This is a genomic window from Cognatundibacterium griseum (assembly GCF_014284195.1).
GTDB lineage: Bacteria > Pseudomonadota > Gammaproteobacteria > Burkholderiales > Burkholderiaceae_D > Undibacterium > Undibacterium griseum.
On record NZ_JACOGC010000003.1, the window covers coordinates 203,577 to 216,931 of the forward strand.

Sequence of the window (13,355 nt, forward strand, 5' to 3'; positions counted from 1 at the left end):
TCAGCGCAGCAAAATCTGACAAGCGCTGTCAGTCGCGCGACGGAATCAGTAAGCCGCGCTGTACTGCCGGCCTTTGCAGGAATTGCTCCAGTACGCGCTGCACTTCGGGAAAATCCGAAAACCCGACCAGATCACCGGCCTCGTAAAAACCCGTCAGGTTTCTGACCCACGGAAAAGTCGCGATATCGGCAATGCTGTATTCCCTGCCGCACAACCACTGACGATCGCGCAGATGCTGATTGAGCACATTCAGCAGACGCTTTGACTCGCTCGCATAACGCTCCAGCGGACGTTTGTCTTCATACATCCTGCCGGCGAATTTGTGAAAGAAACCAACCTGACCAAACATGGGGCCGATGCCGCCCATCTGGAACATCAGCCACTGCAAAGCCTGATAACGCAATGCCGGATCTGCCGGTAATAACTGACCGGATTTTTCCGCCAGATAAATCAGGATCGCCCCCGATTCAAACAAAGGCAGCGGCTGTCGCCCCGGCCCGTTCGGATCGATGATGGCAGGGATTTTATTATTCGGGTTCAGCGATAAAAACTCGGCAGACAACTGGTCATCCGTATTGAAATCAACCAGATGCGCTTCATAGGGCAGACCGGTTTCCTCCAGCATGACCGACACTTTCACGCCATTTGGCGTAGGCAGGGAATACAGCTGAATGCGGTCCGGATGGCTCGCTGGCCATTTGCCCGTAATGGGAAAAACAGACAAAGAATTCATACAATATCTCATCAAAAACAGTGCAGTAACGATAACATAATTCCTGATGCGCTGACGGCAGGGCATTTTCCGGCTCCGGCAACAGACAGAAGCCTTAACGTAGCATCGCAGCATTGCAGCAGCGCAGCGGACTCGGTGTTATGATTTTCGCTTTCGGCCGCAACGGTATTCCGCATGACTGCCAGCACATCCATTGAAGCATCCCGTGTGAAACAATATCTGCCATGGGTGGTCGCCACGGCGCTATTCATGGAGCAGCTCGACTCCACCATTATCAACACCGCGGTGCCCTCAATGGCAGCCAGTCTCGCTGTCAATCCGCTGAGTCTGAAAGCGGTGGTCACCAGTTACATCCTGAGCCTGGCGGTCGGTATACCAGTCAGCGGCTGGATTGCCGATCGCTTCGGCACCCGGCGCGTGTTCAGCATCGCGGTGGCCGTTTTTACCCTGTCATCCGTCATGTGCGGGTTGTCCGTCAACTTGTCGATGCTGGTGGTCGCGCGCATCCTGCAAGGACTGGGAGCTGCGATGATGATGCCGGTAGGACGCCTGACCATTGTCAGGACATTTCAGAAATCTGAATTGCTGGCTGCGATGAATTTCGTGATTATTCCTGCGCTGATCGGCCCCTTGCTGGGACCGACGGTGGGCGGGCTGATCGTCCATTGGGTGTCATGGCGAGCGATTTTTTTCATCAATGTGCCGGTTGGCCTGATTGCGCAATACCTGATTCACCGGCATATGCCGGACTACCATGGCGACCAGCCGCGGCCACTCGATCTGCGCGGTCTGGTGCTGTTCGGCAGCGGTGCCGCGCTGCTGTCCTGGCTGCTGGAAATTTTTGACGAACACACCATTTCGCCGGAACTGACCATAGCACTGCTCCTGCTGGCCTTCCTGCTGCTCGGCGGATACGCCCTGCATTCTCAGCGGGCTCGCTTTCCTCTGCTGAATCTGAATCTGTTTCGCGTGCGCACTTTCCGCGTCAGCGTGGTCGGCGGCTTCGTCACCCGGCTCGGCATGGGCGGCATGCCCTTCCTGCTGCCACTGCTGTATCAGCTGGGACTAGGTCTGCCCGCATGGCAGTCCGGCATGCTGATGATGCCCTCGGCAGCTGCAGCCATGGGTATGAAGCTGATTGCGGCCAGGGTGTTGAAGCGCTTCGGCTACAAGCAGGTGCTGATTATCAATACCATGATGATCGGCCTGACGATATTTACATTTTCCCTGATTACCCCTGCCACGCCGCTGTATCTGATCGTGGCGCTCGGACTGGCCCAGGGTTTATTCAATTCCCTGCAGTTCACCAGCATGAATTCAATGGCCTATGCAGATATCCCGCCAGCGGATTCCAGCATGGCCAGCACCATCGCCAGCACCCTGCAACAGATGTCGATGAGCTTTGGTCTGGCCTGCGGTTCACTGGTCACCGCCTGGTTTTTGAGCGGTCTGCCGCAATCTGATCAGCTGGCAGTGACCTCGGCACTGCATCATGCATTTCTGACGCTCGGCGTCATGACGCTGATGTCTTCGCTCAGTTTCTGGAGCCTGAAGCCGGAAGATGGAGAAAGTGTTTCCAAAGGTGCGTCCTAAACACGTCTAATAAACATGCCGTTGCATAATTACTACGCTATTGGCTCGTAAAGGATTTGAGTAGCGCTGCCGGATCAGGCACAATCCGCTGTCTGTGATGATGGGGGATGCTGATGAATATCGATACCGGAACAGGAGCCGAAGAGCTCGGCGAAGCGCTGATCGTCAGCGAGCTGGGATATGGCGCTGCGCATGAAAAGCAGGAAACCCATCAGACCACATGCAGCAATTGCGGAGCCGTGCTGTCGGGAGCATATTGCCATCAGTGCGGCCAGTCTGCCCATATCCACCGTTCGCTGCTGCATCTGATTGAAGAATTCCTGCACGGTCTGCTGCATTTCGATACCAAATCCTGGCGCACGCTGCCCGCCCTGATTTTCCGTCCCGGTCAGCTGACCCGCAACTATATTAACGGCCAGCGCACCCGTTATGTGTCACCGCTGGCTTTGTTTCTGTTTCTGATTTTTCTGATGTTCTTTGTCTTTTCACTGACAACTTCATCGCAGGGCGACAAGGCCAGTCTGATCAATCCTGATATGACTCGCCAGACATTACAGCAATCCGTGACTGAGCTCGACAAACAGATCAGTATCGTGCGCCAGAAACTGGCCGGACTAGAAAGCCAGAATAATGCTTCCCCGCAGACAACGGACGCGGCAAATGATTTAAAAGAAGAAAAAAGCACATTACAGAAAGAACTGGTGATCCTGGAAAAAATCCGGAACCAACAGCAAGCGGCGACTGATCCGGCCAAAAATCAGGACTCCGGAAAATCCGGACAGCTCAGCCTCATACTGCGCGACATCGCAGAAGAAACGCCAACGCCTGTCGGTCAGTCAGGGTGGCTGAATCATCGTCTGATCCATGCCGCGGAGAATCCTGATCTGACGCTCTACAAAATGAAAAGCGCGGTTTCTAAATTCGCCTTCCTTCTGTTGCCGATTTCGTTGCCATTCATGTGGCTGTTGTTTGCCTTCAGGCGGCAATTCAGGATGTTTGACCATGCCGTTTTTTCGCTGTACTCCTTATCTTTCATGGCTTTGCTGATGATGCTGATAACCACGCTCAGCTACGCCGGACTGAAGAGTCTTGCCGCCTTGCTGTTTGTGCTGCTTCCTCCTCGGCACATGTTTATTCAATTGCGTGATGCTTATGGACTGACAACAGGCGAAGCCCTGTGGCGTACCTGCGCACTGCTGTTGGTAGCTTTCAGTTCGCTGCTGATTTATATGCTGCTGATTGCCGGTATCAGCATGTAAAAAACTCGGACGGGTAATGACCGGAAACCGGGCAGTCAAACTAACATGGGGCCTTACGGCCCCTTGTATTGTGCTCCGGCTGCAATCCCGGCCCTACCTCACATACTGGTATGCGTATGGATATGCAGGCGCTGCTGCTCTGCCTCCACTTTTTCCTGACAAGCGATGCAGCGTTCAGCGGTCGGTTCAGCTTCCAGACGGGCAAAGGGAATCAGCACACCGCATTCCTGACAAATATCGGCAATGTTTTCCGCCAGACGCGCCTGCGCTCTCTGCAGCGCCTGCCACTCCTCATGCTGATGCAGATATTGCGCCATCGTGTCATGGCTGATGACATCATTGGTCACGGAGTCACCCTCGCCTGCACCGGCGTCCAGCTTGCCCGGATTATGGCGGCGCAGGTCTTCCTCAATCTGCTGCCTCATCTGTTCCAGCCGTTTTTTCAGATTTTCCTGTTGTGCATTGCTGAGACTCATAGTGGTTCCTTAAAATGAAGATCACAGATTCAGATTACTCCGCCAACCCGGATGAACTTTGATTCACCGCAATGTCGCTGCTCGGTGGATGATTCACGAAAAAGGCTGCGCCGGACTGTTGCATGCTGATTGCACATCAGTATATCCCGGTGCCATTTTTAAATTCAAATCCGTTTTTTTTTACGGATCAGTCATCGTGAAAAAAAACAGTAAACACGGATCACCATGACAGATTCTGGCAGCAACTTGGAATCAACCTGAATGAGAAAAAACCGCATGACAACAGCATGCGGTTTTTTGTTTTTACGGATCATGCCGGCGATACCGGCAAAACCGGTCAGGATGTGCGGTAGTTATTCTGCATCTTGTAACTTCTGGCATACAGCGCAAACAGCAAGGCTGCCAGCAACGCAAATCCGGCAAAAAAGAACATCTGGAATGCCGTCACACTGATGCCGGTGGTTTTAATCTGTGCCGTGACGGCTTCGCTCTTGACGCTGGAATTCGCCAGCAACACCCACAGATTGCCGATCGTCACCGACAGATTCCAGAAGCTCATGATCACGCCCTTCATCGCCAGCGGCGCCTGGCTGTACGCAAATTCCAGCCCGGTTGCCGAAACCAGCACCTCGCCAAAAGTGAGCAGGGCATAAGGCAGAATCTGCCAGGTAATCGCCAACGCATCACCATGATCAATCGCCAGTTGCATGAAGCCGACGACAATCCAGGCCAGTCCGGAAAAGGCAATCCCCAGTCCCATCCGGCGCAACGCGGTCAGCTCGATCCCGATTCGTTTCAGCAAAGGAAACAACACCAGATTATTGAACGGAATCAGCAACATCACCAGCATCGGATTCAGCGCCTGCATCTGGGCCGACTGAAACCAGGAAGGTTTCGTCATCAGATCCGCCTGCAATACCCAGGTCGATGCTTTCTGATCAAACAGCGACCAGAAAGGTGTCACCAGCGCAAACACCACCAGCACCCGCAACACGGCGCGTACGCCGTCCACTGCCTCATCCGGATGTGCGCCGCGGGCGCGCTCCAGCTGCATCCACGATCCCATGCCGCCGCACCCCAGCACCATCACCAGCGCCAGACACAGTGCCGCCACGATACCGATTTGCGGAATCAGGAACAGACTGCCGCCGGCCAGAACCAGACCCAGCACAGCCACATAAAAGCCGTTTCTGCCCTGCCCTGGCGCCGCGCTGCTGAGCGCCGTACGGACGACATTCAGGAAAGAATGCGGGTCTTTCGGTGCCAGCGGCACATAGACATATTTAGAGCGGCCAGACCAGAACACAATCGTTGCGATCAGCATCAGCAGGCCCGGAATACCGAAAGCGACACTGGCGCCAAACTGCTTCAGGAAAATCGGCATCAGCAAGGACGCGAAAAAGGAACCGAAATTGATGATCCAGTAAAAACCGTCAAACACTTTCTGCGCCAGACTGCGGTTGCTCTGGTCAAACTGGTCACCGACAAAAGATGCCACCAGCGGCTTGATACCGCCGGAACCCAGTGCAATCAAAAATAAACCGGTGAAAAAACCATTGCGGTTATTCTCAAAAATCGCAAGACAGGCATGACCCGCGCAGTACACCAGACTCAGCCAGAACACGGTGTTGTATTTACCGAAAAAACGGTCGGCAATCCAGCCGCCCAGCAAAGGAAAGAAATACACGCCAATCACAAAAGTATGGAAAATCTCTTTCGCCATCCCTGCCCGCAGCTGCTCAGGCATGGACAGCAACAGGCTGGTAATCAGGAACGGTGTCAGGATATTGCGCATCCCGTAAAAGCTGAAACGTTCGCAGCCTTCGTTGGCAATGATGTACGGAATCTGCCGCGGCATCTTCGCCTGCGCTGGCTGTCCGGCTTCTTGAGTCATGAGTCTCTCCAGTTCAATTGTTGTTGTGATTAAAATGAATAAACGGCCCGGATAAAGGCCGTTATGAATGGAAATCATCGTTTGTAACGGTTTGTCACAGAACGGTCACCGCAGTATCCTGATTTGAAACCGGCAAGTCAAGCATGCCCCGTCCACCGGTTGTTGCAGCGTTCTCAGACCGGTTTATAGCATCTGCCGGAGAACGCTGCCGCAGGCATCAGCGGCGTTTTGAGCGCAGCCAGCCTGCAAAACGGAAGGGAAGGCGGAACAGGAAACGGATTAACAAGAAAGTGAGTATGGCCTCTGCGAACGTCAGCACAAAAGCAATCACCGTATTCCAGCGGGCGTCACGCCGGAGGAATTTGGCCTTCATCCTGTCATAGTTGATTTCTATGCTGTCGTAGAAAGTCGGTACCACCAGCAGCGTCAGCAAAGTTGACGTCACCGTTCCGCCAATAATGGCAATGGCCAGCGGACGATAAAACTCACCACCCTCACCCAAACCGATCGCCACCGGCAACATACCGGCGATTAGCGCAAACGTGGTCATCAGGATAGGACGCAGGCGCTTGCGACCGGCATACATGAGTGCATCTTCCCGGTCAAAGCCTTCGCGTTCGCGCTCGCGGGCGCAGTCAAGCAGCAGGATTGCATTCTTGGCGACCAGCCCCATCAGCATAATGATGCCGATAAAACTCATCAGGTTCAGCGTGCCATGTGTCAGCAACAGCGCCAGCACCACACCGATCAGACTCAGCGGCAACGACAGCATGACGGCCACCGGTGCGGTGAATGAGCCAAACTGCATGACCAGAATCAGATACATCAGCCCGATTCCCATGACCAGCGCAATCGCCATTTCCGAAAACAGTTCTTTCTGCGAGCGCGCCGCACCACCAAGCTCGAGTGCATAACCGGTCGGGAAGTTGATCGACTTGGCCAGCGCCAGCGCATCTGAGGTGACTTCGCCGGAAGAGCGTCCCTGCGCGTTGGCAGACACCGCAATCATGCGCTTGCCGTCAAAATGCTGAATCTGTGACGGTCCCTTGCCCATCGTGATTCTGGCAATCTGCTCCAGCGGCACCATTTTGTCACTGCCGGTCACCGAAATCGGCAGACGCTCGATGTTTTCCAGATTGACCCGGTCTTCCGGCTGCAAGCGAACCGCCACATCACGCGCCTCGCCGGTCGGATCGACCCAGTCGCCCACTTCGACACCGGCAAATGCCACCCGCAATGCCTGCGCCGCATCATTGACCGAGATACCGAGCGAATTCGCCAGGCCGCGATCCATCTCTATCTGGAGTTCATCTTTCGGTTCCTGTTCCGACAAACCGACATCCACCGCCCCCGGGACTTTCCTGAGTTTCTCCATGAAATCATTGGCGATCTCCAGCAGCTTGCGGGCATCCGGTCCGGAGAACTGAATCTGAACCGGCTTGCCGCCGCCGTTATTCAGGTCGTCCTGCACCACATATTCGGCACCGATGATTTGCGCCACCAGCTGCCGCAGCTCGACCGCAATTTCTGCCGCAGAACGCTTGCGCTCGGTACTCTTGCCGATATCCACGTACACCCGGCCGCCGCTGAGGTTGACGGTGCTGTTGGTCGCCTTGGTTTCGGATATGGTGCGCGCCAGTTCTGCCGCTTTCTCGACTTTCAGCCGCGAATATTCGAGGCTGGAACTCGATGGCGTGCGGACATTCACCAGCAGGGAGCCGTTATCCGCAGCCGGTAAAAAGCTCGAACCGCCCAGCGTCGCGTGTAAAACAAGCGCACCGACAAAAGACGCACCGGCGATCACTGCCATCCAGACCCGGTGATGCAGCGCCCACGCAATCACGTGACCATAGCGGTCGGACTGATGATCAAACCAGGCGTTGAATTTTGCCAGCCAGCGGCTGATGCCTTTTTTCGGCTGTTCGTGATGACCCGGAGGATCACCCCAATAAGCCGACAGCATCGGGTCCAGTGTGAAGGAGATGAACAAGCTCACCAGTACCGAGCTGGCGACTGTCAATGCAAACGGACGGAACCATTCGCCCGAAATGCCGGGCATGAACGCCACCGGAATAAACACGGCAATAATCGAAAACGTGGTCGCCGCCACCGCCAGACCGATTTCCCTGGTGCCGTTGCTGGCGGCCGTTTTACGGTCCACACCCATTTCCATGTGACGGACAATATTTTCACGCACCACGATCGCATCATCAATCAGCACACCGATAGCCAGCGACAGGCCGAGCAGCGTCATGAAATTCAGCGTGAAGCCGGACAACCAGATTGCGATAAATGCAGCCACCACCGAAGTCGGCAGACTCAGCGCGGTAATCAGGGTCGAGCGCCACGAGTTCAGGAACACGTACACCACAAAAATCGTCAGCACTGCACCGAAAATCAGGGATTCAATCACGTTATCCAGGCTGCTCTCCGCATCCTTGCCGCCATCCTGTGTGATTTCCATGGTCGTGCCGGCCGGCAGCGTTTTATTGATTTCCGCCACCATCGTGCGCACCCGGTTTGCCACCGAAACCGTGCTGGCATCGCGTGAACGGGTAATGGATATCCCGACGTTCGGATGACCGTTACGCATGCTGAAACCGCTGATTTCAGCAAAACCGTCTGCCGTATCCGCGACCTGCGCCAGACGGATCACTTCATTGCCGCGCCGCTTGATGACGATGGCCTTGAATTCTTCCGGCGACTCAATCCGTCCGATCAGGCGAATACTCTGTTCATTCAGCGGGCCTTTGACCTTGCCAACCGGTGCCGTGGTATTCTGGTTTTTCAGCGCAGTCACCACCTCTGCCACAGAAACATTGTATTCACGCAGCTTCTGCGCATTCAGCAGTACACTGAGTTCCCGTTTCAGCGAACCGTTTACACTCACGGTCGCCACGCCATCGATGCTACGGAATTTGTCCGAAAACTCATCTTCGGCTTTGCGTGAAATCTCGGCATGTGTCAGTGTGCTGGAGGACAGCGCAATCTGCATGATAGGCTGTGCCGACGGGTCTATCCGCTGCAGCACCGGTTCGCGCATTTCCACCGGCAATTTATAGCGGACGGCAGCAATCGCATTCCTGACCTCATCCGAGGCCTCGACCATATTTTTATTGAAATTAAAAAAGATGACGATGCTGGCACTACCCTCATAAGCAGTGGAACTGAGTTTATCCACACCGGAAATGCTTTGCAGGGATTTTTCAATACGGTTGATAATTTCCCGTTCCACGGTCTCCGGCGACGCGCCCGGATAAGGCACGCTGACGACCAGCAAAGGCTGATCGACATCGGGAATCTGATTCACCTTGAGTTTTTTAAGCGCCAGCAAACCCAGAGCCATGAGCGCGATGATGATCACGATCATCGCAATCGGGCGCTTGATACTGAAGTCGGAAAGGAACATGGCTTATTTTCCTGCTGGTGCCGGTATGGCAGAGGTGGAAGCGGCGCTGGCCGCGGCTGACGCCGCAGCAGTCGCTCCGGCCGATGCCACCATCTGCACTTTCTGGCCGTCTTTTAATGTGGACAACGGATTACTGATCACCTGATCACCATTGTTCAAGCCGCTGCGCACCGCATAGTCGCCGCGACGGGCATCGCGCTGACCGATGACGACAGAAACCTTGTGCAGCACGCCGTCCCTGATCCGCCAGGCATAGGCTTTATCGCCATCACGGATCAGCGCAGAACCGGGAATCATCAGGGTTTCGGCAGAGGCGGCCTCAATCATTCCTTCTGCAAACAAACCGGAAACCCGTGGCTGGACGCTGCCTTCCGCAAAGTTCACCAGTACCTCCACCTGCCGGGTAGTGGCATTCGCTGCCAGATCAACCCGCTTCACTTTTCCGTTGAACTCCTGATTGCCGTAACCGTTGATCCGGAACCGTACTGTCTGCCCGATTTTGACGCTGGTCACTTTATCGGCAGAGACCAGCCCCTCGAAACGCATGCTGGCAGGATCAATGACTTTCACCAGTTCTTTTCCGATCTGGGCCGTGTCTCCGGCAGAAACCTTGCGTTCACTGACGACGCCATCAAATGGCGCCCGCACTTCGGTACGCTGCAATTGCTGGCGCGCCTGAACGGTGCGGGCCTTTGCTGCGACCAGGTCGCTTTGCGTATTATTCCGGCGGATTTCCGCATCTTCCAGCTGCTGTGTCGAAGCCATGCCGGAAGCGCGCAGGGTTTTCAGGCGCTGCATCTGGCGTTCCGCCTGATCGTAGGTCTGCAACGCGGCACGTTCTGCTTCCAGTGCAGAATTCAGACTGTCCTTGATCGAAGTGTCATCCAGCCGGACCAGCAGATCACCGCGCCTGACGGATTCTCCGTTTTCCTTCAATACCTGCAGTACCACCGATGAAATTTCGGAACGCAGGTCGGCCTTGCGCTCAGGCTGAATCGAGCCGTTGATGACCGGACCGGAAGCCAGTGCATTGCTGCTGACCGTGGACAAATCTTCCTTGGTGATCATGAGCGGTTTTTCAGCTGCCGCCGAAGTTTTGGCCTGATCAGCCGGCTTTTTACTGCAGCCACTCATGACAAGTGCAATGCATACTACGATTAAACTAAGTCGCAACATAGACAATCTCCGGATAGCTCGATTCTGGGAAGGCCGCTTCGACATTAAAAACTGACAAAAGTTGCAGATGGCTCTCATCTGTCCGCTTTCAGGTCAGTCTGTTAATGGGAACAGACCATAGTCGGTCAGTATCCATGACGTCGAAAGCACTTGTCAATCAGACATTTTATTTTGTCGTGTGCGGCATCACCCTTGCAATTCCGGTGCAAGTCCGTTAGTCTCCGCCCTCCTTTGCTTTTCCGTATTCTGTTGTGTCAGCATCCAGCCAAATCAGCTCCCGCGCAAGCGAGCACTCTCCTTCACGTCCAGCCGCATTGATCGTGACCGACGTCTTCGGCCATACCCCCGCAATCGACAGCCTGGCCAGACAGCTGGCTGTGGATGCCACGATTATTTCGCCATTTGCCGATCCTGCCCGGCAATTCCGTTCCGAGCAGGAGGCGTATCAGGCGTTTATCGCTGGCGGAGGGATCGCCCGCTATACGGAAAAAATCACCCATGTCCTGGAGCATGCGGCGATACCGTTTCAGTTAGCGCTGGGTTTCAGCGCGGGCGCCAGTGCATTGTGGCTGTCCGTCGCAGAAAGCCCGGAAAACAACGTCAATGCAAACATTCCCGGCATACGTAATGCCGTGTTGTTTTATGGCTCCCGCATCCGCGAATACCGCATGTTGCGTCCGACCTGTCCGGTGCGCCTGATTTTTGCCGAACAGGAGGCCGCATTTGAACCGGCGGGACTGGTACAGGATTTACGTCAACGCGGACACACCGCAGAGATCCGCCCCGGCAGCAAGCACGGCTTTATGAATGCGTATTCCCGCGGATATTGTGTTCAGTCCTATACCCGTTATCTGGATGAATTGTCCGCCATGCTGCATCCGTCCATGCACCGTGCAGCCTGATCCTCGGCGTTGCATGGCGCCATCACAATAAAGGCGCCGGATTTGAGTAAACAGACCTCCCTCACTTATACTCTGCTCCGCGTGACACAATCACCGCCCCATGCCTGCGGCGGCCAAACCGGCCAGCGTGGAAAGTTTGTAATCGCACGACCCCGTTTTAACTTTTCTTATTAACATTTTTTGCAGACCGATGATTCAGCCTTATCCGGCGTTGTGAATCACTGTTGCTGCGCGGAGCCATAAGCATGACCGCTTTCGTATTCAATGAAATCAATTTTGACAACCATGAACAGGTTGTCTTCGCTTCAGAGGCCAAATCCGGCTTAAAAGCCATCATCGCCGTACACAATACCCAACTCGGCCCGGCCATGGGCGGCTGCCGCATGTGGAATTACGCCAGCGAAGCCGAAGCCGTGCGCGACGTATTGCGCCTGTCGCGTGGCATGACATATAAAAACGCAGTTGCCGGACTGCCCATCGGCGGCGGCAAGAGCGTGATTATCGGCAACCCGAAAACCGATAAAACACCTGCGCTGTTTGAAGCACTGGGCGAAGCGCTGGAGCGTCTGGGCGGCCGCTACGTCACCGCCGAAGATGTCGGCACCAGCCCCGCCGATATGGCGAACGTTGCGCTGAAAACAAACTATGTGGCAGGACTGGGAGACCGCGGCGACCCGTCACCATTCACCGCACTGGGCTGCTTTGTCGGCGCACAGGCAGCTGTCCGGCATCAGTTCGGACGTGACAGCTTCGACGGCCTGACTGTCGCGCTGCAAGGTCTGGGACATGTCGGCTACGATTATGCGCGCCGCCTGAAAGAAGCTGGCGCCAGACTGATTGTGTCAGACATCGATCAGGCTGCACTGGCTCGCGCACAAGCAGAACTGGGTGCCGAAGTCGTCGCCACCGACGCCATTTACGATGTGCAGGCAGACATCTATGCACCTTGCGCGCTGGGTGCCACCGTGAACCCAGAAACACTGTCGCGGCTGAAAGTGAAAATCATTGCCGGCGCTGCCAATAATCAGCTCGCCACACCGGAAATGGGTATCGCCTGCCGTGAACAAGGTATCCTCTATGCGCCGGATTTTGTGATTAACGCCGGCGGCATCATCAAGGTATGTTACGAATACCTGAACACGCCGGAAACAGGTCTGGACGCCCATGTACGCCGCATCGGCGAGACCCTGGCTGAAGTATTCGCGCAGGCGGATGCAGACCGCTTGCCAACCAGCGTCGTGGCCGACCGCATTGCCGAAGCGCGGTTCAAAAAATAATCCCCGCCTTTTGTTGTCCTGCTCAGGCCGTCCGGCATCCGGGCGGCTTTTTTCATTTCACCATCAGCAGTTTCATAGTCAGACGGTTGCCGGAGGATATTCAGCATCCAGAATGCAGTAGTATTTTTTATTTAACTTGTTATGATATTCACTTCAGCCGGCATCAGCAGGCAATCTGCAAAGGATCAGTGATGGATATGGTATTTTGTCGTGGTTGTGGAAAAGAAATTCACGAAACAGCATTGAGTTGCCCGCATTGCGGCGCACAGCAAACTGGCCCTAAGCAGCAGTCAAGCAGTAGTAAACGCATCCTGCCTGCCGCATTGCTCTGTTTCTTCGTGGGCTTTCTCGGTATTCACCGCTTTTACGTCGGTAAAATCGGCACCGGCATCGTGCAATTATTGACTTTCGGCGGACTCGGCATCTGGGCGCTGATTGATTTCATCATGATCGTCGCCGGCAGCTTTACGGATAGCGAAGGTCATACCATCAATCTCTGGACCTGATCACGGCAGCTGCTTGCCGATGCGGCTTTTCTGAGCCGCCTCCGGCTTACTCCGTTTTTTTCCGGATTTTCTCTGCAAATCCCTCACACGCCTTTCCGGATGCCGCGATGACTTCCAGCATTGGCAAACG

General features: G+C 54.9%; 10 protein-coding genes. 5 read left to right on the forward strand and 5 right to left on the reverse strand.

Annotated features, from left to right (window positions below; genetic code table 11):
• Nucleotides 1–28 precede the first annotated feature (28 nt).
• Nucleotides 29–733 carry a glutathione S-transferase N-terminal domain-containing protein gene (locus H8K27_RS09210; RefSeq protein ID WP_186862883.1) on the reverse strand — a complete coding sequence of 235 codons (705 nt, stop codon included), beginning with the start codon at nucleotides 731–733 and terminating at the stop codon, nucleotides 29–31.
• Between the two features lie 174 nt (nucleotides 734–907).
• On the opposite strand from H8K27_RS09210, the gene H8K27_RS09215 reads away from it, so the two are divergent.
• Both H8K27_RS09215 and H8K27_RS09220 read left to right on the forward strand, forming a co-directional pair.
• The gene (locus H8K27_RS09215) at nucleotides 908–2,326 is read left to right on the forward strand and encodes a DHA2 family efflux MFS transporter permease subunit (RefSeq protein WP_186862884.1); all 1,419 of its coding nucleotides are present in this window, start codon (nucleotides 908–910) and stop codon (nucleotides 2,324–2,326) included.
• Between the two features lie 113 nt (nucleotides 2,327–2,439).
• The gene (locus tag H8K27_RS09220; protein WP_186862885.1) at nucleotides 2,440–3,585 is read left to right on the forward strand and encodes a DUF3667 domain-containing protein; all 1,146 of its coding nucleotides are present in this window, start codon (nucleotides 2,440–2,442) and stop codon (nucleotides 3,583–3,585) included.
• Between the two features lie 98 nt (nucleotides 3,586–3,683).
• Here the strand turns inward: H8K27_RS09220 and H8K27_RS09225 are convergent, their stop codons facing one another.
• The 4 genes from H8K27_RS09225 to H8K27_RS09240 form a co-directional block, all read right to left on the reverse strand.
• A complete protein-coding gene (locus H8K27_RS09225) occupies nucleotides 3,684–4,061 on the reverse strand; it encodes a TraR/DksA family transcriptional regulator (RefSeq protein ID WP_186862886.1) in 378 nt (125 codons plus the stop codon).
• Nucleotides 4,062–4,398: 337 nt separating this feature from the next.
• Nucleotides 4,399–5,955 (reverse strand): POT-type proton-dependent oligopeptide transporter, encoded by a 1,557-nt coding sequence (locus H8K27_RS09230; protein ID WP_186862887.1) that lies wholly within the window; start codon nucleotides 5,953–5,955, stop codon nucleotides 4,399–4,401.
• A 217-nt stretch (nucleotides 5,956–6,172) separates the two neighbouring features.
• Nucleotides 6,173–9,364, reverse strand: coding sequence for an efflux RND transporter permease subunit (locus tag H8K27_RS09235; protein WP_186862888.1), 3,192 nt, complete (start codon nucleotides 9,362–9,364; stop codon nucleotides 6,173–6,175).
• Nucleotides 9,365–9,367: 3 nt separating this feature from the next.
• Nucleotides 9,368–10,498, reverse strand: coding sequence for an efflux RND transporter periplasmic adaptor subunit (locus H8K27_RS09240; RefSeq protein WP_329604380.1), 1,131 nt, complete (start codon nucleotides 10,496–10,498; stop codon nucleotides 9,368–9,370).
• 362 nt (nucleotides 10,499–10,860) lie between these two features.
• On the opposite strand from H8K27_RS09240, the gene H8K27_RS09245 reads away from it, so the two are divergent.
• The 3 genes from H8K27_RS09245 (at nucleotide 10,861) to H8K27_RS09255 (ending at nucleotide 13,225) form a co-directional block, all read left to right on the forward strand.
• Entirely contained in the window at nucleotides 10,861–11,442 is a 582-nt protein-coding gene (locus H8K27_RS09245; protein ID WP_186862890.1) for a dienelactone hydrolase family protein, read from the forward strand.
• A gap of 245 nt (nucleotides 11,443–11,687) precedes the next feature.
• Nucleotides 11,688–12,719 (forward strand): Leu/Phe/Val dehydrogenase, encoded by a 1,032-nt coding sequence (locus H8K27_RS09250; RefSeq protein ID WP_186862891.1) that lies wholly within the window; start codon nucleotides 11,688–11,690, stop codon nucleotides 12,717–12,719.
• Nucleotides 12,720–12,910: 191 nt separating this feature from the next.
• A complete protein-coding gene (locus tag H8K27_RS09255) occupies nucleotides 12,911–13,225 on the forward strand; it encodes a zinc-ribbon domain and TM2 domain-containing protein (protein WP_186862892.1) in 315 nt (104 codons plus the stop codon).
• Nucleotides 13,226–13,355: the final 130 nt, after the last annotated feature.

Coding starts and splice junctions, on each gene's coding strand:
- H8K27_RS09210 (WP_186862883.1), bottom strand. CDS start 733: ATGAATTCTTTGTCTGTTTTTCCCATTACGGGCAAATGGCCAGCGAGC.
- H8K27_RS09215 (WP_186862884.1), top strand. CDS start 908: ATGACTGCCAGCACATCCATTGAAGCATCCCGTGTGAAACAATATCTG.
- H8K27_RS09220 (WP_186862885.1), top strand. CDS start 2,440: ATGAATATCGATACCGGAACAGGAGCCGAAGAGCTCGGCGAAGCGCTG.
- H8K27_RS09225 (WP_186862886.1), bottom strand. CDS start 4,061: ATGAGTCTCAGCAATGCACAACAGGAAAATCTGAAAAAACGGCTGGAA.
- H8K27_RS09230 (WP_186862887.1), bottom strand. CDS start 5,955: ATGACTCAAGAAGCCGGACAGCCAGCGCAGGCGAAGATGCCGCGGCAG.
- H8K27_RS09235 (WP_186862888.1), bottom strand. CDS start 9,364: ATGTTCCTTTCCGACTTCAGTATCAAGCGCCCGATTGCGATGATCGTG.
- H8K27_RS09240 (WP_329604380.1), bottom strand. CDS start 10,498: ATGAGTGGCTGCAGTAAAAAGCCGGCTGATCAGGCCAAAACTTCGGCG.
- H8K27_RS09250 (WP_186862891.1), top strand. CDS start 11,688: ATGACCGCTTTCGTATTCAATGAAATCAATTTTGACAACCATGAACAG.
- H8K27_RS09255 (WP_186862892.1), top strand. CDS start 12,911: ATGGATATGGTATTTTGTCGTGGTTGTGGAAAAGAAATTCACGAAACA.